At 69.7% G+C, this 20,690-nt stretch carries 22 protein-coding genes; 11 read left to right on the plus strand and 11 right to left on the minus strand.

The window, feature by feature from the left end:
• The first annotated feature begins 53 nt into the window (after window positions 1–53).
• From HNQ61_RS02635 to HNQ61_RS02645, 3 genes are all read left to right on the plus strand, one after another.
• Window positions 54–560 carry a hypothetical protein gene (locus tag HNQ61_RS02635; protein WP_170031412.1) on the plus strand — a complete coding sequence of 169 codons (507 nt, stop codon included), beginning with the start codon at window positions 54–56 and terminating at the stop codon, window positions 558–560.
• 25 nt (window positions 561–585) lie between these two features.
• Window positions 586–2,154 (plus strand): aminopeptidase P N-terminal domain-containing protein, encoded by a 1,569-nt coding sequence (locus HNQ61_RS02640; RefSeq protein WP_170031414.1) that lies wholly within the window; start codon window positions 586–588, stop codon window positions 2,152–2,154.
• Window positions 2,155–2,267: 113 nt separating this feature from the next.
• Window positions 2,268–3,080, plus strand: a complete 813-nt coding sequence (locus HNQ61_RS02645; protein WP_170031416.1) for a DUF429 domain-containing protein — start codon at window positions 2,268–2,270, stop codon at window positions 3,078–3,080.
• A 387-nt stretch (window positions 3,081–3,467) separates the two neighbouring features.
• Here HNQ61_RS02645 and HNQ61_RS02650 read toward each other — a convergent pair whose 3' ends face one another.
• Complete coding sequence (locus HNQ61_RS02650) at window positions 3,468–4,361, minus strand: SDR family oxidoreductase (protein WP_170031418.1); 894 nt, start codon at window positions 4,359–4,361, stop codon at window positions 3,468–3,470.
• A gap of 93 nt (window positions 4,362–4,454) precedes the next feature.
• Between HNQ61_RS02650 and HNQ61_RS02655 the strand changes: the two genes are divergently transcribed.
• Entirely contained in the window at window positions 4,455–5,294 is an 840-nt protein-coding gene (locus HNQ61_RS02655) for a helix-turn-helix transcriptional regulator (RefSeq protein ID WP_170031420.1), read from the plus strand.
• Window positions 5,295–5,668: 374 nt separating this feature from the next.
• Here HNQ61_RS02655 and HNQ61_RS02660 read toward each other — a convergent pair whose 3' ends face one another.
• The 3 genes from HNQ61_RS02660 to HNQ61_RS02670 all read right to left on the minus strand — a co-directional run bounded on the left by HNQ61_RS02660 (window position 5,669) and on the right by HNQ61_RS02670 (window position 8,260).
• Window positions 5,669–6,064: a DUF2784 domain-containing protein gene (locus HNQ61_RS02660; protein WP_221239641.1), complete on the minus strand. Its 396-nt coding sequence runs from the start codon at window positions 6,062–6,064 to the stop codon at window positions 5,669–5,671.
• A gap of 101 nt (window positions 6,065–6,165) precedes the next feature.
• Window positions 6,166–7,878, minus strand: a complete 1,713-nt coding sequence (locus tag HNQ61_RS02665; protein ID WP_170031425.1) for an AMP-binding protein — start codon at window positions 7,876–7,878, stop codon at window positions 6,166–6,168.
• A gap of 241 nt (window positions 7,879–8,119) precedes the next feature.
• The gene (locus HNQ61_RS02670) at window positions 8,120–8,260 is read right to left on the minus strand and encodes a hypothetical protein (protein ID WP_170031428.1); all 141 of its coding nucleotides are present in this window, start codon (window positions 8,258–8,260) and stop codon (window positions 8,120–8,122) included.
• Window positions 8,261–8,303: 43 nt separating this feature from the next.
• Between HNQ61_RS02670 and HNQ61_RS02675 the strand changes: the two genes are divergently transcribed.
• Both HNQ61_RS02675 and HNQ61_RS02680 read left to right on the plus strand, forming a co-directional pair.
• On the plus strand, window positions 8,304–8,780 hold the full coding sequence (locus HNQ61_RS02675) for a hypothetical protein (RefSeq protein WP_170031431.1): 477 nt from the start codon (window positions 8,304–8,306) through the stop codon (window positions 8,778–8,780).
• Between the two features lie 191 nt (window positions 8,781–8,971).
• Window positions 8,972–9,448 carry a hypothetical protein gene (locus HNQ61_RS02680; RefSeq protein WP_170031434.1) on the plus strand — a complete coding sequence of 159 codons (477 nt, stop codon included), beginning with the start codon at window positions 8,972–8,974 and terminating at the stop codon, window positions 9,446–9,448.
• Window positions 9,449–9,562: 114 nt separating this feature from the next.
• On the opposite strand, the gene HNQ61_RS02685 is transcribed toward HNQ61_RS02680, so the two are convergent.
• The 4 genes from HNQ61_RS02685 to HNQ61_RS02700 form a co-directional block, all read right to left on the minus strand.
• Window positions 9,563–10,228, minus strand: a complete 666-nt coding sequence (locus tag HNQ61_RS02685; RefSeq protein ID WP_170031437.1) for a DUF1906 domain-containing protein — start codon at window positions 10,226–10,228, stop codon at window positions 9,563–9,565.
• Between the two features lie 105 nt (window positions 10,229–10,333).
• Window positions 10,334–11,014 carry a uracil-DNA glycosylase gene (locus tag HNQ61_RS02690; protein ID WP_170031440.1) on the minus strand — a complete coding sequence of 227 codons (681 nt, stop codon included), beginning with the start codon at window positions 11,012–11,014 and terminating at the stop codon, window positions 10,334–10,336.
• A gap of 474 nt (window positions 11,015–11,488) precedes the next feature.
• Window positions 11,489–12,334, minus strand: coding sequence for a hypothetical protein (locus HNQ61_RS02695; RefSeq protein ID WP_170031443.1), 846 nt, complete (start codon window positions 12,332–12,334; stop codon window positions 11,489–11,491).
• A gap of 168 nt (window positions 12,335–12,502) precedes the next feature.
• Window positions 12,503–12,880, minus strand: coding sequence for a DUF423 domain-containing protein (locus HNQ61_RS02700; RefSeq protein ID WP_170031446.1), 378 nt, complete (start codon window positions 12,878–12,880; stop codon window positions 12,503–12,505).
• Window positions 12,881–13,157: 277 nt separating this feature from the next.
• On the opposite strand from HNQ61_RS02700, the gene HNQ61_RS02705 reads away from it, so the two are divergent.
• Window positions 13,158–13,862 carry a hypothetical protein gene (locus HNQ61_RS02705; RefSeq protein ID WP_170031449.1) on the plus strand — a complete coding sequence of 235 codons (705 nt, stop codon included), beginning with the start codon at window positions 13,158–13,160 and terminating at the stop codon, window positions 13,860–13,862.
• A 56-nt stretch (window positions 13,863–13,918) separates the two neighbouring features.
• The gene (locus HNQ61_RS02710; protein ID WP_170031452.1) at window positions 13,919–14,779 is read left to right on the plus strand and encodes a L,D-transpeptidase; all 861 of its coding nucleotides are present in this window, start codon (window positions 13,919–13,921) and stop codon (window positions 14,777–14,779) included.
• A gap of 718 nt (window positions 14,780–15,497) precedes the next feature.
• Here HNQ61_RS02710 and corA read toward each other — a convergent pair.
• The 3 genes from corA to HNQ61_RS02725 all read right to left on the minus strand — a co-directional run bounded on the left by corA (window position 15,498) and on the right by HNQ61_RS02725 (window position 18,198).
• Window positions 15,498–16,556, minus strand: a complete 1,059-nt coding sequence (gene corA / locus HNQ61_RS02715; protein WP_170031455.1) for a magnesium/cobalt transporter CorA — start codon at window positions 16,554–16,556, stop codon at window positions 15,498–15,500.
• On the minus strand, window positions 16,531–16,899 hold the full coding sequence (locus HNQ61_RS02720; protein ID WP_170031458.1) for an SPW repeat domain-containing protein: 369 nt from the start codon (window positions 16,897–16,899) through the stop codon (window positions 16,531–16,533). Before HNQ61_RS02720 ends, corA begins: the two co-directional genes overlap by 26 nt.
• A 390-nt stretch (window positions 16,900–17,289) precedes the next feature.
• Complete coding sequence (locus HNQ61_RS02725) at window positions 17,290–18,198, minus strand: cobalamin-binding protein (protein WP_170031461.1); 909 nt, start codon at window positions 18,196–18,198, stop codon at window positions 17,290–17,292.
• Window positions 18,199–18,424: 226 nt separating this feature from the next.
• On the opposite strand from HNQ61_RS02725, the gene thyX reads away from it, so the two are divergent.
• The 3 genes from thyX (at window position 18,425) to HNQ61_RS02740 (ending at window position 20,667) form a co-directional block, all read left to right on the plus strand.
• The gene (gene thyX / locus HNQ61_RS02730) at window positions 18,425–19,207 is read left to right on the plus strand and encodes an FAD-dependent thymidylate synthase (protein ID WP_170031464.1); all 783 of its coding nucleotides are present in this window, start codon (window positions 18,425–18,427) and stop codon (window positions 19,205–19,207) included.
• A gap of 46 nt (window positions 19,208–19,253) precedes the next feature.
• Window positions 19,254–20,240, plus strand: a complete 987-nt coding sequence (locus HNQ61_RS02735) for a DUF4365 domain-containing protein (protein ID WP_170031467.1) — start codon at window positions 19,254–19,256, stop codon at window positions 20,238–20,240.
• A gap of 133 nt (window positions 20,241–20,373) precedes the next feature.
• On the plus strand, window positions 20,374–20,667 hold the full coding sequence (locus HNQ61_RS02740; RefSeq protein ID WP_170031470.1) for a hypothetical protein: 294 nt from the start codon (window positions 20,374–20,376) through the stop codon (window positions 20,665–20,667).
• Window positions 20,668–20,690 lie beyond the last annotated feature (23 nt).

Below are 20,690 nucleotides of genomic sequence, written 5' to 3' on the forward strand. Positions count from 1 at the left end.
CCGCGCGGCGACCGCCGGTAGCATCCACCAGCCCACACAGAGGAGAGACCGCCATGCGTATTCTCGTCGCGCTCGCGCTGCCACTGCTGGCAGCCTGCGCCAGCCCCGCGCCCCGCGAAGAACCCGCCAGCGCCGCGCCGCCAGCGGGCGCTGCCACGACGGAGCCCGCCCCGGGCACGTCTCCCATGCCCAGCGCAGGAGCAGGCCAGGTGACCCTAGACTTCAGGCCCGGCACCGCGACCAACGGCGGCGGCGAGCAGAACGCTTCCGCACAGGGCGCGTCCGGCTCCATCGAAATCACGGGCACCATGGACACGCCCAACCCCTGCTACAAGGTATCCGGCGAACTGGCGGGCCAGGACTCGCGCGAGCTGCGCGTGCGCGTGGTGGGCCGCGCCGATCCGGAGCGCACCTGCGTGCAGTCCATCGGCGCCGTGCCGTATGCCGCCACCGTGCGCGGCCTGGCACCCGGCACGTACAGCCTGACCGTGGTGCACGCCTATCCGGACGCGGGATGGGACGAGGCCACCGTGGTGCAGTCCCAGGTCGTGGTCCGCTGACAACCCCCATCCGCCCCGCCCGCCCGTGACCCTGCCCCGCCTCGCGCTCGCCCCCCTCGCCGCGGCCCTGATGGCCGGCTCCGCGGCGGCGCAGCAGCCCGCTCCCGCCCCGCGGGGGAGTGCGGACAGCTACGCGCTTCCCGCCACGCCCGCGCCTGCGCCTATCTCCGCTCGCGAGTTCGCGGAGCGGCGCCGCGCCCTGGCCGCCACCATGGGCGACGGCGTGCTCGTCGCCCTGGGCGAGGTGGAATCCGACGCGCCGTTTGCGCAGAACTCTCCGTTCCGCTGGCTTACGGGCGTCAACGAGCCGGGTGCCGCGCTGGTGATCAGCAAGCGGGGCGGCACGGTGAGCGAGCGGCTCTACGTCCCGGCGCGCAATCCCGCGCGCGAGGTGTGGGACGGGCCGCGGCTGGGCGCGGAGGGCGCGCTGCGTCTTACGGGCATCCCGTCATCCACCGCGGACTCGCTGGATGCGCAGCTGCAGCCGCTGCTGTCCGCGGCCACCACCCTGTACACACTGGCCCCGGTCGGCTCGGACGGGAGCCGCGCGCGGTTTCTGCGCCCGGACCAGCAGTTCATCCAGCAGCTTCGCGCGCGCTACCCCAACCTCACCCAGGTGCGCGATGTGAGCGCGGCGGCGTTCGGCCTGCGCGCCACCAAGTCGCCCGCGGAGCTGGACATGATCCGCCGCGCGGTCTACATCACCGCGCTCGCCCAGCGCGAGGCCATGCGCGCCACCGAGCCGGGGATGAACGAGTTCGAGGTCCACGCGCTCATCGAGGGTACGTTCCGCCGCTACGGCGCGGAGCGTCCCGGCTTCGGCAGCATCGTGGGCTCCGGGCCCAACAGCACCACCCTGCACTACCGCGCCGCCGACCGCTTCATGCAGGCGGGCGAGATGCTGGTGATGGACATCGGCGCCTCGTACAACGGCTACACGGCGGACCTCACCCGCAGCATTCCCGTTAACGGCCGCTTTACGCCGGAGCAGCGGGAGATCTATTCCATCGTGCTGGAGTCGCAGAAAGCCGCCGAGCACGAGGCCCGCCCCGGCGCGCCGCTGGGGGCGGTGCTGCAGGCCGCTGTCCGCGTGCTGGGCGCGGGGATGGCGCGGGTGGGGCTCATCGAGTCCGCCGACGCCATGTACGACTGCGACCAGGGCGGGCGCCGCACGGAGTGCCCGCAGGGGCAGCTGTTCTTCATGCACGGAATCGGATATGGGATCGGACTGGACGTCCACGATCCGGAGGCGTCGTATCCCAACTACGGTGGCGGCTTCCGCGTGGGGAGCGCGTTCACCATCGAGCCCGGGATCTACGTCCGCGGCGACGTGCTGGACTACCTGCCCGACACGCCCCGCAACCGTGCCCTGCGCGCGCGGCTGGCGCCCGCCATCGCCAGGTACCGCAACATCGGCGTGCGGATCGAAGACGACTACTTCATGGGCGAGAACGGGCTGGAGCGGGTGAGCGCCGGCGCGCCGCGCGAGATCGCGGAGATCGAGGCGCAGATGGCGCTGGACAGCGGCTGGAACCGTGAGCGCCGCCCCGAAGTCGTGGAATGGTATCGGGGCATTGATCCCGCCACCCCCTGAACGTCTCGTCAGCACCCACTCACGACGGCCGGTGCGTGCGCCGGCCCTTTCCAGAACCAGATCCGGATGATGGCAATGCAGCGGGGCCCGGCGGCCGCGCGCGGAGAGCGCGCGTGAGCCGCTTCCGCTATTTCGGGGGGATCGACTGGTCCGGCGCCAAGGAGCCGCTGTCGAACCTGTGGACCGCCGTCGGCGAGGAGCGCGACGGCAGGCTGTGCATCGTGGCGCTCTGCCCGCAGCCGTTTCGCGCGGACGTGGCCTCGTACGTGGCGGAGGGATGGCGGCGGCACACGGGCGCGGCGGAGGGCGAGCCCATTCTGTGGGGCGCGGACTTTCCGTTCGGGCTCCCCTCCGTGGCGGTGACCGGGATCGAGGGGCTGCGTGACCGGTCGTGGCGCGGGATGGCGTCGTGGGTGGCCGACCGGCCGCCGGAGGAGATCCGCGCGGGGATGGACGGGCTGCACAAGACCCTGCGCGGCACCGACACCGGCGGGGCGATGGCGCCGTTGGACCTGCGGCTGTACAAGCAGACGCTGGAAGGCATCCGCTCGCTCTGGGAACTGCTGGACGCGGCGGAGGTGTCGCTGCTTCCCGTCGCTCCCAAGCCGGACGCGCCGACGGTGATGATCGAGGTGTATCCGCAGGGCGCGGTCAAGGATCTGGGGATCAAGGGCTCGCGCGTGCCCTCGCGCCCGGGCGAGGTGCGGGCGCGGCCCGCGGCGCTGCGGCCGTTCTTTTCGTTCGATCATCCGTCGATGGAGGCCGCCGCGTGCACGCTGGAGGACGCGCGCGATGCGTGCCTGGCGTGTGCGGTGGCCTGGCTGTGCCGCGACGACCTGGACCAGCCGTTCCGCCTGAACCGCATTCCCCGCCACCTGGCGGAACTGGAGGGGTGGATCTATCGGGCGCCCGCCGCGCTGGGGTGATTTGCAACGGTGGCGGGATCCGGTGTGGATCGCCGAACTCCACGGCGGTCCCCACCCGTGAGCGGCTGAAGCCGCCGCTCTAACAGCGGGAACCCCCGACACCGGCCGCTGGCGCGTCCGGTTCGGGGCTTCAACTGCATCGAACTTTACCACCCGCGCCCAACCCACCCCCACGTTGAGGTCTCCCTTTCTCCCGCGGAGCGGGGGAGAGGGGCGGGGAAAGGGGGCCTCTCCGACCGCGCGGCTCCGTCCGGAACGTGAAATCGTCGTAGTCCTCCCTCTCCGTGCGTCTGTTTGCACGGGGAGGGCCGGGGAGGGGCCCGCGAGGCGTCCGGCGCGCCCCGACTCCGCAGATCACCCCAATCCCCCTCCCCGCCCCTTACCGCATCACGCGAAGTACCCGTTTTCCCGCATGTCCGTCAGCAGATCCGGCCCGCGCGGATCCCACCCCACCGCGCGCCGGGTGATGGCGCTGGAGGCGGGAACGTCGAGCGAGGCGAATCCCCCCAGCCACCCGAAGTGCGCCTGCGCCTCGTCCGCGCGGATGCTCCGCACCGGCACGCCGAGCCCCTCGCCGATGGTCCGCGCGATGTCGCGAAGCGCTACGCCTTCTTCCCCGACGCCGTGCAGCCGCGTGCCGGGCTCCGCCTTTTCCAGCGCGAGGCGGAACAGGCGGGCCGCATCCAGCCGGTGCACCGCGGGCCACCGGTTCGCGCCATCGCCCACGTGCGCCGACACACCCGTGCGCCGCGCGACTTCGATCAGCGCGGGGATGAACGCGTGGTCCCCCGCTCCATGCACCGACGGCGGAAGGCGCACCACGGAACCGCGCACACCCCGCTGCGCCATCGCCAGCACCGCTTCCTCTGATGCCACGCGCGGCGCGCCGGGGGAGGAGGGATCACCCGCGTCCTCTTCCGTCACGGGCCGGCCGGGCACGACCACCGTCGTCCCCGAAGTGACGACCAGCGGCCGGTCGGTTCCCGCCAGCGCCGCACCCATCGCCTCCACCGCGCGCCGGTCCGTTTCTCCATTCCCCGCGTAGTCGGAAAAGTCGTGAATGAACGCGGCGTGAATCACGCCTTCGCTGGCCCGCGCGCCCGCGGCCAGGCTTTCCAGATCCGCCAGTTCGCCCCGGTGCGCGCCTGCGCCCCACCGGGCGAGGGTTTCGGCCGCGGCGTCGCTGCGCGCCAGCCCCGTCACCTCGTGCCCCGCCTCCCGCAGTTCCCGCACGATGGCTTCGCCAATGAAGCCCGTTGCTCCCGTCACGAATACACGCATTCGATTTTCATCCTCCCAAGGTGGACTCCCATGACCGCCGGGTGCATTATCGTGGGATGATGAAACGCCAAAAAGCCGAGAGGTCATACCGGTATGCCCGCTAACACCCTGCCCGATTCCGCGTCGCTGGGCGGCTTTCTGCGCGATCGCAGGGCGCGGGTGCAGCCCGGGCCGGGCGCGGGGACGCGGCGGCGCACGCCCGGCCTGCGGCGCGAAGAGGTCGCGGCGCGGGCTGGGGTCAGCGTCACCTGGTATACGTGGCTGGAGCAGGGGCGCGGCGGCCCGCCCTCGTCCGAGGTGCTGGAGCGTCTGGCGGGCGCGCTGGAGTTGGACGATGTGGGCCGCGAGGTGCTGTTTCTTCTGGCCCAGCACCGCCCTCCGCCGCTCACGCAGACTGCCGCCCCGGCGGTTACCCCGGCGCTGCAGCGCGTGCTGGACGCGTTGCCCACGAGCCCCGCCTACGTAAAGACGCCCGCGTGGGACATCGTGGCCTGGAACGCCGCCGCCGTCGCGGTGCTGGCCGATTACGCCCTGCTGCGCCCCGCCGAGCGCAACGTGCTCCGCAGGCTGTTCGGCACGCCCGGCGCCCGCGACCGGCTTCCCGACTGGGAGGAGGATGCGCGTTTCGCCCTGGCCGCCTTTCGCGTGGATGCGGCGCGCGCCGGCGGCTCGCCCGAGGCCGCCGCGCTCGCCGCCGAACTGCGCGAAACCAGCGCCGACTTCCGACGTCTCTGGGCGGAAAACGAGATGCGCACCCACGGCGTGGGCCTGAAGCGCCTCCACCACCCCGCCGCCGGGCTGCTGACGCTGGAGTACTCGGCGTTTGCGGTGGATGGCGGCGAAGGGCTGAGCATGGTCGTCTTCACGCCGGCCTCCCCCGCCGACGAGCAGGCCATCGCCCGGCTTCTCGCCGATCAGCCCCGCGCCGCCTGACGCACGCGGCGCTCGACACCATCGCACTCCGCGGCCGAACCTCCCGTGTCGCGCACGCGACCGCCCCCGCGCCGCGCGGCTCGTTCTCCCCGCGGGCAGAATCGGCGAGGTCGCGGACGGCGGCCGCACGCGCCCAACCGTCCATCGCAGGCTGATCTGGGGTGTGCTCCCTCTCCCACATCCGTTCGTGGGAGAGGGTCGTCGTGCGCAGCACGCGGGGTGAGGGCCCCAGCCCGCCGCCGCGCACACGTCCATCTCCCGGGCGCGATCCCACGCCAACGTCGGTCGCCTTATGGATCGACCGATCCCCGACACGACAAACCCCGGACAGCATCGCCGTCCGGGGTTCATCGGCCCGCATCTCATCCACCGCGTCACCCGCGGGGCACACCGCCGTCCGCATGGAACGCACGCCTGCGCCGCGCGATCATCCGCCCGTACACGAAGCCGTTCACCGCCACCACGAACAGCCCGATCCCGATCTGCAGGCCGCGCGTGAGCCCCGCCGGGTACAGCACGGAAATGATGTAGTGCTCCAGAAAGCCGCCCTCGTACCCCGCCTGGCCGCCCAGCCTGCGCAGGTACTTTTCCAGCGGCGTCAGCGGGCAGATCCATCCGCCGAACATGATCAGCGCGCCCCACGCCGCCACCGGCACGTGCACCCACCGCAGCCGCGGCCAGCGCAGCACCAGCAGCGCCCCGATCCCCGCGAAGATCGCAAAGGAGAGGTGAAATACCAGCAGCACGTCGGCCAGAAAGCGGTAGATCAAACCGGAGCTCCCGATCGTCATGGGAAAGAACAAATGCAGCGCGCCGCGCCCGGATTCCGGTCGCGGCGCGCTGTGCCTCTACACCCAAGGAGAAGACGCGATCAGGCCGGAACGCCGGCCGCCGGCGCCGCTACCCGCAGGTCCTTGCGGATGATCTTGCCGATGGGGCTCTTGGGCAGATCGTCGCGGAACTCCACCTGGCGCGGCACCTTGTACCCCGCCAGCGACGAGCGGCAGTGCGCCGTGAGCGCCTCGGCCGTCAGCGACGGATCCTTCTTGACCACGAACGCCTTGACCGCCTCGCCGCTGTGCTCGTCCGGCACCCCGATGACCGCCGCCTCGCGCACGCCCGGATGCGCGGCGATCACCTCTTCCACCTCGTTGGGATACACGTTGAAGCCGCTGACCAGGATCATGTCCTTCTTGCGGTCCACGATCTTCACGTAGCCGTCGTCGTCCATCTCCGCCACGTCGCCGGTGTACAGCCACCCGTCGCGCAGCACCTTGGCCGACTCCTCCGGGCGCTCCCAGTAGCCCACCATCACCTGGTCGCCCTTTACCAGCAGCTCGCCCGGCGTGCCGTTGGGGACGTCGGCGCCCGCCTCGTCCACGCAGCGCACCAGCGTGGACGGCAGCGGAATGCCGATGCTGCCCACCTTGACGGCCTGCACCGGGTTGAAGCTCACCACCGGAGAGGCTTCGGTCAGGCCGTAGCCCTCCACCACCGGCGTGCCCACCACCTGCTCCCACCGCTTGGCCACCGAGCCGTGCAGCGCCATGCCGCCGGCCACGGACAGCTTGAGCTTGGGAGGATTCTTGATGAACCAGTCCTCGTTAGCCAGCGCGTTGAACAGCGTGTTCACGCCGCTGAACCAGGTGATGCGGTACTTCTCGAACGGCTTGCGCAGGTTGCTGGGCGGCCGCGGGCTGGGGATGAGGATGTTGTGCCCGCCCAGCTGGTAGAACAGCAGCAGGTTCACGGTGAAGGCAAAGATGTGGTATAGCGGCAGTGCCGTCATGATGCTGTCTTCGCCGGCCTTGAGGTAGGCGCCGTTCATCTCCAGCATCTGCGCCACGTTGGTGAGCAGGTTGCGGTGCGAAAGCGCCGCCCCCTTGCTTACCCCCGTGGTTCCGCCCGTGTACTGCAGCGCCGCCACCGAATCCAGCCCCACGCCGTCCAGGTAGCCGGCCAGGTCCACCCCGCTGGCCAGCCGCTCGCGGCCCGTTTTGAGCGCGTCCTGCAGCGGCGTGTGGGGAACGGTGATGGGCGGAAGCTGCTTCTTGGCGTACTTGAGCACCGCGCGGATGAGCGTGGCCTGCAGCGTGGCGAACCACTCCGTCACGCGCACGGTGACGACGGTCTCGATCTTCGTCTTGGGAAGCACCGCGGGAAGCCGGTCGGCGAACAGGTCGCTGATCACCAGCACGCGCGCGCCCGAGTCGCTGAACTGGTGAATCATCTCCGGCGGCGTGTACAGCGGATTGGTGTTCACCGCCACGCATCCCGCCTTCATCACGCCGAACAGCACCACCGGGTAGGCCAGCGAGTTGGGCATCTGGATGGCGACGCGGTCGCCGGCCTTGAGCTTCAGCCCGCCGCGCAGGTAGGCGGCAAACTCGTCGCTCAGGCGGTCCACCTGCGCAAAGGTGAGCGAGCCCGCCATCCCGTTGGGCATGCACTGCGTAAAGGCCGTGGCGGATCCCGACGCCGCAGACTGCCGCCGCACCATGTCCGCGATGGTGCGGAACGGGATGGGCGTGATGTCCGGCCTGGTTCCCGGCGTGTAGTGCGAAACCCAAGGACGGTTGCTCATTCTGCCTCCTGGAGGGTGGAAACGCCGGCGGTGGCGCCGGGCTGATGTACCGCGGATGCGTGGTGCGGGCGCGGGCTTCCGCCGCCGCGCGCGGGTGCGCGCCTCGGGCCGCGCCGGGGCCGCCCCCGGGGACGGAGGGGGCGATCTACCTAGCTTACATGCTCGCGGCGGGCGGCGCCAGCCGGACGTTCGTTCCAGAAACTCTGGTTTCTGCTCGCCGGGACGGGGACGGGGATGCGGATCAGGCAGGGAACAGCGGCCGCGTCGTGCCGCGGATGCCGTCCGGGGAGGAGACGATCCGCTTGGGAAACCCATCGATCTTCCGTTGTTCGTTCGGGCCGATGCGGACGCGGGCGTCCTTGCCCCGGGTTCCAATCCGCATCTAAGTTGCTGCTCCCCCGTTCTCCCCTCCAGTCACAAGCCCCATGAAGATCCGCACCGGACTCGTGTGCGCCGCGGGAGCGCTGCTCTGCGCCTGCCAGGGTGCCGCCACCACACGCCCGTCGCCCAGCACCTCGTACCAGGTGGGCGTCTCGCGCGAAGACCAGTTCCGGCAGGGTGTGCCGCAGCAGCTCGGCCGCCTCGGCTTTCAGGTGGAGCGCTTCGATGAATCGTCCACCAACTTTCGCTGGATCACCATGCCGCGCACTCGGCCGGTGTTCACCGATGAGACGGGTGTCCGCGAAGGGGAGATGAAGCTGGTCGTCACCGCGCGCAAGGCACAGGGCGCCATTCGCGGGGACCTGTTCAAGATGACGGTGGACATGGAGAGCCGCACCCGCGTGCACCCGGATTCCGCGTGGACCCCCGTGCGCCACACCCCCGAGTACGACCGTTTCGCGGCGCGCATCATCCAGGACTTCCGAACCGCGTTCGACACCGGCGAGCACCTGCGCAACTGATCCGCCGGAATCGGTGCGCGACCGGCGGCATCCCCGCGCGACCGCCGCCCGGACGGGCGGGGTGACACGGGTGGGATTACCTGCCCGGTGACGCAAACCGTTCGCGCACGTCTGGAATCCGTCCCGCTTCCCCATGGTGCCGCCGTCCCCTGCGGCCGATCATCCCCACCCCTCCTCGCTCGAAACCGATCATGAGAATCCGCACCGCCATCCTGTGCGCCGCGACGGCGCTGCTCTGCGGCTGCCGGGGTGTTTCCACGGCCGCGCCTTCGCCCACCAAGCGCTACGAAGTCGGCGCCGCGCGCCGCGAGCAGTTCATCGCCGAGGTGCCGCGGGTGCTGGGGCGGCTGCACTTTGAGCTGCAGCGCACGGACGAATCGGACCGGAACGCCCGGTGGACCACCCACATCAAGCGCCGCCCCGTCCTGGACGACGAAACGGACGTGCGCGAGGCGGAAATCAGCCTGGTCGTATCCGCGCGGCAGGCGCGCTACGCCATGCGCGGCGACATCTTCAACATGGAAGTGGAAGTGGAGAGCCGGGTGCGCGTCCATCCCGATTCCGGGTGGGTGGCGGCGCGCTCCACGCCCATGTACAACCGCTACCTGGACCGCATGCTGCAGGAATTCCGCACCACCTTCGACACGGGCGATCACCTGCTGCGCTGAGGTTTCGCCCGGCGGATGGACGAAGAACGGCGGCACCCCCAGGGGAATGCCGCCGTTTTCCTATCCATCATCCATCCCCCGAAGCCGCGGATCGACGATCCCGGCGGATGGAAATCAGGCCTTGAGCCACATGGGCACGCCGCCCTCGCCATCCGTCTGGATCTGGTCCACGTCGTACACCTCGGTGGACACCCCGCCGATGGTGCCGGTGCCGGTGGACTGGATCATCTGCCAGCCGCGCGGCGCGGGGTGCGACACGCCGTCCACGTTGTACGCGGCCCAGTAGCTGTCGAACTTCAGTTCACTGTACAGCTGCGAGCCGGAAAGCCCCGGCCCGTAGCCCACGTACACGCCGGGAACGTATCCCGCCGCGGCGACCTGTTCGTACCACGCGTTGCAGTAGGCGGCCACGTCCGCGGACGGCGCGTTTTCCGCCACACACTCCAAGTCCAGCCACACCGACACGCCCGGCGGAAACCCGATCTGCTGCGTAAAGGCGGCGGCGTTGCGGCCGTACTCCTCGCCCAGCGACTGCGACGGCGCCCATCCCGGCTCTTCCACGTGCTGCACCGTCATCAGTGCCAGACCGTGGCCCAGAAGGCGCTGCGCCTCTTCCGCGGAAAGGTCGGTGGACGGGTTCATGGCCGTCCGCCCGATGTAGCGCAGGCAGAAGGTGAACCCGGCCTGCACAAAGGCCTGCGCGGCCTCGTCGCTGATCGGCGTGTCGGCGTCAAACCCGCGCGCGCCGGACGACGCGGAGGCAACGGCTCCAGTAAGCATGGATGGACCTTGGAAGAGATGAAGACGGCGGGCGAATGAACGGCTCCGGGCAGGGCGCCCGGCGCATGACAGGCTAGCGCGAAGTGGCGTGAACCGCAATGCGCGTCAGCCGTTGATCATCTCCCGCGCGGCGGCGAAGACGTCATCCAGCATGGCGGGGGTGAGGCGGCCCGTGAAGGTGTTCTGCTGGCTGGGATGGTACGAGCACAGCAGCGCCGGCGCGCCCGGCACCGCCACGCGCACCCCGTGCCCGAATTTCGGCGTCGGCTGCGGAACCGGCGTGCCGGCCTCGCGCATCAGCCGCAGCGCCGCATCGTACGCAAAGCCGCCCAGGCAGAGAATGACGCGCACGTTGGGCAGCAGGCGCAGCTCGCCCTGAATGAAGGCGGAGCACGCGTCCCGCTCCGGCGGCAGCGGCTTGTTGTCGGGCGGGGCGCACTTGACGGCGGCGGTCACCCACGCGTCGCGCACCTGCAGCCCGTCGGCGCGCGAAGTGGAGGTGGGCTGGCTGGCGAACCCGGCGCGGTGCATGGCCGCGTACAAAAAGTCGCCGCTGCGGTCGCCGGTGAACATGCGTCCGGTGCGGTTGGCGCCGTGCGCGGCGGGGGCCAGCCCCAGCACCATGAGCCGCGCGTCGGGATCGCCAAAGCCGGGCACCGGCCGCGCCCAGTAGTCCTGATCGCGAAACGACTTGCGCTTCTCCACGCCCACCCGCTCGCGCCACTCCACCAGCCGCCCGCAGGTTCTGCAGCCGGACACCTCGTCCATCAACACGTTCAGCTTCATGTCCCGCGCGTCTTGAGGCGTGTTCTGCACATTTCGCGTTGCTGCGTTTACGGACCCGGCATTCACGTATGGCACTGGCACTGGGCACTGAGCACTTGGCACCGAGCACCGCGGTTCAAGCACTCACGCACTCACGCACCCAGCACTAACGCACTTCCCCTCTGGGCGTGCCCCCGCTGCGCGGGGTCGGGCTTCGCGCGCCGTAGGCAACGATACAGCTGTTGCCAACGGCGCCGAGCCCCCGGTTCGCGCCACGGTTGATCTCGTCGAGCGAAGTCGGAGCACGCGCGAACCGCGTTCTCGGCCCTCCGGGCGCGAATCCCTCACGCAACCGCGCGTTGCGCGCAACTGCTTCCGCGGCAACGGATACCGGGGCCGGGCGGTTCGGTTCCGCGCGGATCGTCATCCCCCCCGAAAGCAGAAACACCCTCCCGCTGCGCGGAAGGGTGTTTCGTATCCTCTATCGTCCGGCCCCTACTGCACGGACGGCGTGCTGCGGGTGCTGGTGGTGCTGGACGAGCCCGATCCTCCGCGGGACATTCCCGCCTGGCCCATCCCCGGCATTTCCCGGCGGCGCGTTTCAAACGGGGTGCGCTGCCGCACCGCCGCGGGACGAGCCGGGGGGCGGCGGGCCGGAACCGCCTCGCGCCGGGGGCACGGCGTGGCGCCCCATCCATCGTGCACCATGGAGACGCCGCCGTTGGCGCACGAAACCAGCAGCCACGAGGTGCGCGTGGGATCAAACCGGGCCAGCACCGCCGACTGCGGCGCCGTCGCGCTGCGCAGGAGCGCGGGGCTCACGGCGCGCACGTCCATCGACCAGCTGTCCTCCGGAAGATCGCCCGCCACCACTTCCGCCAGCCGCGCGATGGACGTTCCGGCATCGCTGGAGCGGAAGGCGGCCAGGCCCATGTCGCGGCGCAGATCACCCGCGGTTCCCGCCTCCACGTAGCGCTCCACGTCCAGGTCGCGGCCCGCCACCAGCACCAGCACCGCGGCCTGGCTCTTCAGCAGCGAGGGCAGCTGCCCCACGTCACCCAGGTCGCCCGGCTGCCCCGGCTGGCGCAGCGGCCACATCCCCGCCGGAAACACGCGCCCCACCTCGTGGCGCCGCGGGTACACCACGTAGGTGCCCATCCCCGGAACCACGGCAAACACGGCCACCTCGGCGCGCTCGCTCAACGCCACTTCCAGCCCCTGGCTGGTGAGGCGCAGTTCCGCCTGCAGAGGCGAATCGGCGGGCTGCGGGGGTTGCTGCTGCATGGCGGGGGCGCAGGCGGCCAGCGTGCCGGCCACAAGCAGCGAAACGGGAATGCGCATGGATCCTCCGGGATGTTCTGAGGTTGCAGACGGGCTGAAGCGGGTACGGGGCAACGTCTGCGCCGCCCGGGAGGCATTCTGTATCAGAATGATGCAGAACGTCTTACGCCGGATCGTAATGGAACCCGCGCGGCTCGCTGTCGCCCGCAGAGGACAGCCGTGGTCTCTCTACCGAGACACCATCCGCAGCCCGGCCAACGCCAGCAGCGCCCATCCCGCCAGAAAGCAGACGCCGCCCAGCGGAGTGATGGCGCCCAGCCAGCGGATTCCGCTCAGCGCCAGCACGTACAGGCTGCCCGAGAAAAGGACGATCCCCGCGGTGAACAGCCATCCCGCGGCGTTCCACGATCCGCCGGACGCGCGCGGCATCGCCATGGCCACGGCCAGCAGCGCCAGCGCGTGGTACATCTGGTAGCGCGCCGCGGTCTCCCACACGGCGAGCATCTCGGGGCTCAGCCGGGCCCGCAGCGCGTGCGCGCCGAACGCCCCCGTGCCCACCGCCATCAGCGCCATCGCGCATCCCAGAATCCAGAACGTTCGGTTCATTACACCTGCCCGGGAACGGAAGTCATCCTCCTCCTCATTCCGTACAAGATGCCCCGCATCCGCCCGCCGCGCCATCAGGCAACGCCCGTCATCCACACAGGACGGCGTACGGAATCCGCTGAAGCAGCCATCCATCCACCGTCATCGTCCCGGAATGCCCGCGGCGGACGGGAGAAAATGCGCAAGTCATTGCTGCATAGATACATAGGATACACGGGAACACCTCTTGCACTGGGTGCTCCCGGATTCCGTCACACTCCCATCCTGGACAGGGCACATGAGCGACAGCCGACCGCGCGGCAGCCTTTGGCGCGATCATCCGGCCTTCTTCTGGGGGACACTTCTGCTGGTACTGCTGCTGCTGGGCGGCGCGGGGGTCATTGCGTCGCGGGTGCCGCGCTACCAGTCGGAGACGGAGTACTTCAACCGGCAGCTTTCCACCGCGCAGAAGGCCACGCGCGACTCGCTGCTGGCCAACCAGCAGCGCCGCACCGCGCTGGCGGTGGCCGTGCTGCGCCGCGACATGCGCATCCGCTCGCTGGAGCAGAAGAACCGGCACCTGGCCATCGTCCTGGACGATTCCGTGCTGGAGCTGAGGCAGGGCACCGCCACGCTGCGCCGCGTGCACATTTCCGTGGGCCCGGACTCCGTCGTGCGCGCGCCCGACGGACGGACCTGGCGGCTGGTGAGGCCGGTGGGGGAGCGCAAGGTGGCGGAGCGGCAGACCTCGCCCACGTACACGGTGCCCGAGTGGGTGTACGTGGCGCGCGGCGAGCCCGTGCCGCCGGAGTCGGAGCGGCGGGTGGCGGGCGGGCTGGGCGCGTACGTGCTGCGCCTGGACGACGGAACGGAAATCTACAGCCAGCCGAGCAGGGGACCGCTGGCCGAGACGGTAAAGCCGGGTGGGTTCATGACCCGGTCGCAGGATCTGGCGGCCATCTTTGACGCCGTGGGCGAAAGCACGCCGGTTTACATCTACTGACGCCGGGACCCTTTTGAACGGCCGCCCGCGAGGACGGCCGGGGAGCAGTACGCACGATGGACCAGATTCCCAACCGCAGGCGGCCCGACAGCATTCCGGAACGGCGCGACTTTACCCCCAAGGGGCACGTGCGCCGCATCTTTCACGACCACAAGCTGGGCGTGGTGGCGATGCTGCTGGGCGTGCTGCTGTCGGCGGGGCTGTTCGCGGCCACGTCGGCGTGGGCCGTCAACGAGCGCCTTACTCGCCGCGTGACGGAGATGACGTACCAGAACGACACGCGCTCGCTGGAGTACGTCCGCCGCAAGGAGGCCGACCTGGTGCGCCGGGCGGCGGAAGAAGAGCAGAAGCTGGCGAGCCGCGAAGAAGAGCTGGCGCCCAAGAACCGGCCGTACCTGGTGGTGAGCCTGGCGGAGCGCCGCGTGCTGTACCTCAAGGGGAACGACACGCTGTTCAAGGCGCCGGTGGCGGTGGGCTCCGGCAAGACGGTGGTGATTGAGGGACGGACCAAGCGGTTCATTACGCCGCGCGGGCGCATGTCCATCACCCACAAGGAGCTGGATCCGATCTGGGTTCCGCCCAACTGGCACTACGTGGAGTACGCGCGCAACCGCGGAATGGGCATTCGCGACATGAGCAACGCGTCGCCCAACGCGCTTTCGGGGTACCCGGCGGGGCGTGTTCCGGTGAGCGGCAACACGGTCATCATTCCGCCCTGGGGCAGCCCGCAGCGCGCGCACAAGGGCGTGCTGGGCGTGGCCAAGCTGGAGATGTACGATGGGTACTACTTCCATGGTACCGACAACCCGGCGTCCATCGGCAGCGCGGCCAGCCATGGCTGCATCCGGATGCACAAGGACGATATTTTGTGGATGTACCGCAACGTGCCCGTGGGCACCGCGGTGTTCATCTACTGACCCGCGGGTGATGGCGGGATCGACGAAGCCCCGGCGCGGATCTCCGCGCCGGGGCTTGGGTTTTGGGGAGGGCGGAAGTTCGGGGGCGAATGGTCGGCTGCATCAACAGGATGTGGCGCGGCCGCGGGCGGGGGCCCTCTCCCCGCGTGCTGCGCACGACGACCCTCTCCCACGAACGGATGTGGGAGAGGGAGCACACCCCAGTGCCGTGCGGGCCGGATACTGTGGTGCATGCCGAGGCAGGCCCCTCCCCCGGCCCCTCCCCGTGCAACTGCCGCACGGAGAGGGGAGAACGGCATCTCAACGCGATCCGGATGGCGTGGCGCGGCGGCGGGCACCCCTCTCCCCCCGGCCCCCTCTCCCGCGAGCGGGAGAGGGGGAGACCTCAGCATGGGGGTGGGTTCGGCGCGGGTGGTGCAGTTCGATGCAGTTGAAGCCTCGAACCGGACGCGCCAGCGGCCGGTGTCGGGGCTTGGCGCTGTTCGAGCGGCGGATTCATTCGCTCAGGAGAGTCTGCGCGCGCCTTCATTCCGCCTCCCACGCCGAATCATCCGCCCGCCAACAACCCTCCCCCAGTCTTTTTTGGGGGAGGGTGGGCCGGTGATGCCGGCCCGGGTGGGGGCCGCCCGCGAACTCCGCCTGACGCGGTACTTCCGTACTTCCGTACTTTCGTACTTCCCCACTCACGCACTCAGCACCCCGCACTCACGCACTCCCCTTACACCCATCGCTTACGCCGAAAATACCCAAACAGCAGCATCCCCACCGCCACCATGCTCCCGATCGCCCACAGGTAGCCGTACTTCCAGTGCAGTTCCGGCATGCGGTCAAAGTTCATCCCGTACACGCCGGCGATCCACGCCATCGCCATCAGGATGATGGACCACGCCGCCATCAGCCGCATCGTCTCGTTCAGCTGGTGCCCGGAAAGGGAGATCTGCCCCTCCATCGCCCCCGTCAGCAGGTCGCGCAGCGTGTCTATCTCTTCGGCCACGCGGATGGCGTGGTCGTGCACGTCCTGAAAGTACGGAAGCAGTTCCGGCTGCAGAAACGGAATGTCGCGGCGCAGCAGCGAGCCGATCAGTTCCCGCTCCGGCCCCACCATCCGCCGGAACAGCACCAGCTCGCGGCGCATGCTCAGCACCTGCTGCATCCCGCTGCCGATCTGCTCCACGGTCCCCTCCTCCAGCTGCCCCACGCGCTCGGAAAAGTGGTCCAGCACGGGAAAGTAGTTGTCCACCACAAGGTCCAGGATGGCGTGCGCCAGCCCGCCCGGGTTGCGGAAGCGGTCCGGCGTGGCGCGCCAGCGGGCCAGCACCTCGGTCAGCTCGCCGATGCGGTGGTCGTGGACGGTGACGACGAAGTTGTGGCCGATGAACGCATGCAGCTCGTTGAGCGCCATGCGGTCGCGGTCGGGGTTGATGTGCGCGGCGTAGACGACCAGAAAGAAATAGCCGTGATAGCGGTCGATCTTGGGCCGCTGCCGGCCGCGTACCGTGTCTTCCACCGCGAGGGGGTGAAAGCCCATGCGGTCGCGCAGAAACTCACCCTCGGCGGCGCCGGGGGCGGCGATGTCGATCCAGATCAGCGGCGGGTCGCCGGGCTGTGGCCCGGTGCGCCCCCGCTCGATTACGCCCAGCGCGTCGATGACGGGAAGCGCGTGAATGCCCGTGCGGGTTTCCGCGTAGGCGGAGATGCGCGACCGCGGCTCGACGGTGGACGCATCTTCGCACAGCGGATCGACGATCTCGTTATCGCGCCGCTCGGCGACGGTCATAGCCCGGAACGGTGTTGGTGAGTACGGCCGCGAGCAGTTCAACCGCCGCCACGGCCACGTGCGGAATCCAGACGTGCTCGTCAAAGCCCAGCACCCACGGCGACACGGCCAGCAGCACGGCGCCCAGCGCGTCCAGCCACAGGTGCACCGGCATGGGCAGCTTGCGCACGAGGCCGGGCTCGTAGTCGGTGATCAGGCTGTACAGCAGCACGAATGCGCCCAGCCCCACGCACACCCACGTTTCCGGCCCGCCGCGATGGAATTCTGCAATCCAGGGAAGCCCGATCAGCACCGCGCCCAGAAGATAGTCAAGAATGCCGTGCACCCGCGTGGGAATCCGCATTGCTCCGTCGTCCGGTTGCGATGGATATGGCCGATCAATGCTGCGCGCGTGCGCAAGGGACAGGCCGGGAACCAGGGAGTACGAAAGTACGGAAGTACGAGAGTACGAAAGTGCGGGAAGAACGAGGGCGCGGGGATGCGGAAGCGGGTCCGGCGCGGCTGCCGCGGCGAGGCGCGCAACCGCTGCCGACGTCAGGCGGCGGTGCTGAGTTCATCCGCATTTTTCGGGAGACCACATTCCGCCCCGCCCGCGCCAAGGTGGCCGACGCTCCACCCGCCGCGCGGCAGTTCACCGAGTCTGCGCGGCGGGCGAGAGCGGGGATTCAGACGACCTCCGCCAACTCCCCGCGCGAAGACAGGCGACGGCGCTGGCGGAAAACGGAGCCCGGCGTCAGGACCAGGGTTCCAGGATCAGCTCGCGCGGGGCGTGCAGGCCGGCATCCGGATGCAGCCACGCGGCGAGCGCCTCCGTGCCTTCCACGATGCGCGGCCCGCTGCGGCTGAAGTACGCGCTGTGCCCCAGCGTGGCGCGCCCTTCCCGCAGCGCGCGGGGCGCGGCGGCGTACAGGCGCTCGCGGGAGCGGTCCGCGTCGGCGCGTGCGGCGGCGAGATCGTATCCGCAGGGGAGGAGAAGCAGGTGATCGGGATCGGACCCGTCGACCCGCTCCCACGGCACCTCCACGGAGCGGGCGCCCGCCGTGCCCAGCAGGTTGTCGCCGCCCGCCATCGTCACCATCTCCGGAATCCAGTGCCCCGGCGCAAACGGCGGCTCCAGCCACTCCAGCGCCAGCACCCGCGGACGGGGCCGGTGGGCGACGGCTTCGGCGACGTGGTCCAGGCGCGCCGTCATCCTTTCGACCGCCGCCGTGCCGAGCGCGCTCTGCCCCGCCGCGTCCGCCACCTGCCGCATGGTGGCAAAGATCCCCGCGACCGTATGGGCATCCAGTGAAACGACTTCCGGCTGAAACGACAGTCCGGCCACCGCATCGTGCACGGAGCCGGTGGGGACCGCGCACACCTCGCACACGGCCTGGGTGAGGATGATGTCGGGCCGTACGTCGCGCAGCGCGTCCGTGTGAATCTCGTACACGCTGCCGTACTCCACCATGCAGCGGCGCACCTCGGCGTCGATCTCGCCGCTGGTGAGGCCGGCGGGATCAAAACGGGACCGGCTGAGACGCGGAAGGTGCAGCGCCTGAGGCGGCCAGTCGCACTCGTGCGAGATGGCGACCAGGTGCTCCTGCAGCCCCAGCTCGTACACGATCTCGGTGGCGGACGAAAGCAGTGAGGCGATGCGCAACGGCGGCTCCCGGCGGGTTGATGGCGATGCGGGAAAGATCGTTGCGCGCGCCGCACGCGCGCAACGGGCGGGAGCGGAGGACCCGCCCCCCTGCTCGAAGCCGCGGGACGGATTCCGATCGCGCCTCCACCGTCCGTTACGCGCGCGCGACTTGTCCGGCCCCGCCGCGCGGCCTAGCTTTCCCGCGCGCCGCGTCCCGTTTCCGCTTCCGCCCAAGGTCCTCACGATGCACATCATCCGCGAGCCCCGCGTTACCGTCCTGGCCCGCCAGGAGTTCGTGTATCCCGAGCACATCCAGTGGGAAAGCGACAGCGACGTCGCGGGCGAGGTGGTGGCCGAGTTCGCGGGGCGCCTGTGCTACCTGTCGTTCGGCGAGGACGCCGGGCTGGAGGGCGGCCACAAGAGCATTCCCGGGCGCACCACGAACGAGGCGTACCTGGGAAACATTCTGCAGGTAAAGCACGGCAGCGTTCTGGAGCACGCCGTGTGGACGGTGCTGATCGAGGGCGTAAGCCGGTCGCTGACCCACGAACTGATCCGCCACCGCGCGGGCTTCGGCTTCAGCCAGCTGAGCCAGCGGTACGTGGATGAATCCAACATCGCGTTCGTGCAGCCGCCGGAGATCGCGGACGGCTCGCGCGCGTACGAGATCTGGTCGGAGGGGTGCGAGCAGACGCTGGAGTGCTACCGCAACCTGCTGGCGGAACTGACGGACCAAGTGGGCGACACCGGATCGCCCACGATGCGAAAGAAGCGCGCGAGGCAGGCGGCGCGCGCCATTCTCCCCAACTGCGCGGAAACCAAGATCGTGGTCACCGGCAACGCGCGGGCGTGGCGGCACTTCATGGAATCGCGCGGATCCGGGGGCGCGGACATGGAGATCCGGCGCCTGGCCGGCACCGTGCTGCGGACCATGCAGGCCGAGGCACGCCACATTTTCAGCGACATGCACCTGGTGCCCAGCCCGGACGGAATCGACACCATCGACACGCAGCACTCCAAGGTGTAGCGGAGGCGAGAGCGCCGGCACGGGCACGCGCTCCGTTCCTCTTGCCATGACGCGGCTTCCGGGCAACCTGCTGGCTGAGCGCGCCGGCGTGCTCGCCGTTGCGGCCGAACTCAATCGCCTCGGCGTGATCTGGCGCGAGACGCCCATGGCGGACGTGGGGATTGACGGACAGATCGAATTCGTCGACGACGCGGGCCAGACCATCGGCCGGCTGGCGGGCGCCCAGATCAAGAGCGGCGAATCGTGGTTCCATGACGGCGGGGATGTGTGGCGGTTCTACGCCGAGGAGAAGCACCGCCGCTACTGGGAGAGATTACCCCTTCCCGTGCTCATCTTTCTCCACTCTCCGACCGAAGGTACGTTCTGGACGGATGGGCGCCTCGCCCTGCGCAGTCCGGAGCGCGAGGCGCGGAAGTTCATCGCAATCCCCAAGTCGAACCGGCTCCAGTCGGCTACACGGGACGCGTTCTTTTCGAGCGTGGGTGCCTCGGGCCGCCCCTTCCTTGCGGTCGACGAACTGCTTCCGGCGCTGGCATCCCGGAGGTCGCCCAGCGCTTCGCTGCCGCTGTCCTACCTGGACCTGTTCGCGAACGGCCTGACGGACATCGGCCGGTCCGTGTACTATGGAATGGATCTGGTGATGGAGGTGGCGGAAGCGCTGCTGGAAAGCGACGGCCACCTCGTGCTGGGCCCGCGGGAGCACGATTTTCTGTTCGGATTCATCCAGTTTTTGGTGGAACAGCAGATCGCGGACGTCGACATCTCCAACTGTTTGGTTCAGTGGAACGATGCCGGGATGCACCCCACGTTCATCGCGCCGCTGACTGCCCGCGGCCGGATGCTGCTGGGGCTGATTTCCGAGTGGCAATCCAGGCTCGTCAGCGATGGCAGGCTGCGGCTCCCGGAACAGGTGTCGGTCGCACAGGAGACGTTCGTACGCATGGAGTTCACCGCGGTGGACTATCTGCGCATGCCGCTGATCCGCGAGTTCGGGCGCCTCATTGCGCCCGTCGCGAAGTGGCCGGATTCCTGAGCCGCTGTGCTTCGACGTGGTGCTGGAGATCATGCGCGGCGAGGCGCCGCACATCTTTGGCGACATGAGCACGGTGCCGCACGCGGATGGCGTGAACACCATCGAAACGCACAACAACAAGGTCTGAGGGCACGTGGGCGCACCCCGGCTGCGGACGGACTTCAACGGCCTGTTCGGAGACGTACTGTGCCTTTCGCATGAGGATACGTGTCCCGGCGAGAATGGAGAGCACGTCGCCCTGCGGCCCGGGATGATCGTGACCGCCTATGATGAAGACGTTGACGACGAGGGCCGGCGCGACGACCTGATCGCCAGCGGTGTCGTGGAGCCCTCGCCTTCGTGGCTGCAGTGCACGGGATCGCGCTGGGTTCTGCTCATCGACCACCATGGCGTGCGGAACGAATCCGACCTGCGCCCGCCGTCCTGATCCTGCTCCCCGGGCGCTCTCCC

This window comes from Longimicrobium terrae (assembly GCF_014202995.1).
GTDB lineage: Bacteria > Gemmatimonadota > Gemmatimonadetes > Longimicrobiales > Longimicrobiaceae > Longimicrobium > Longimicrobium terrae.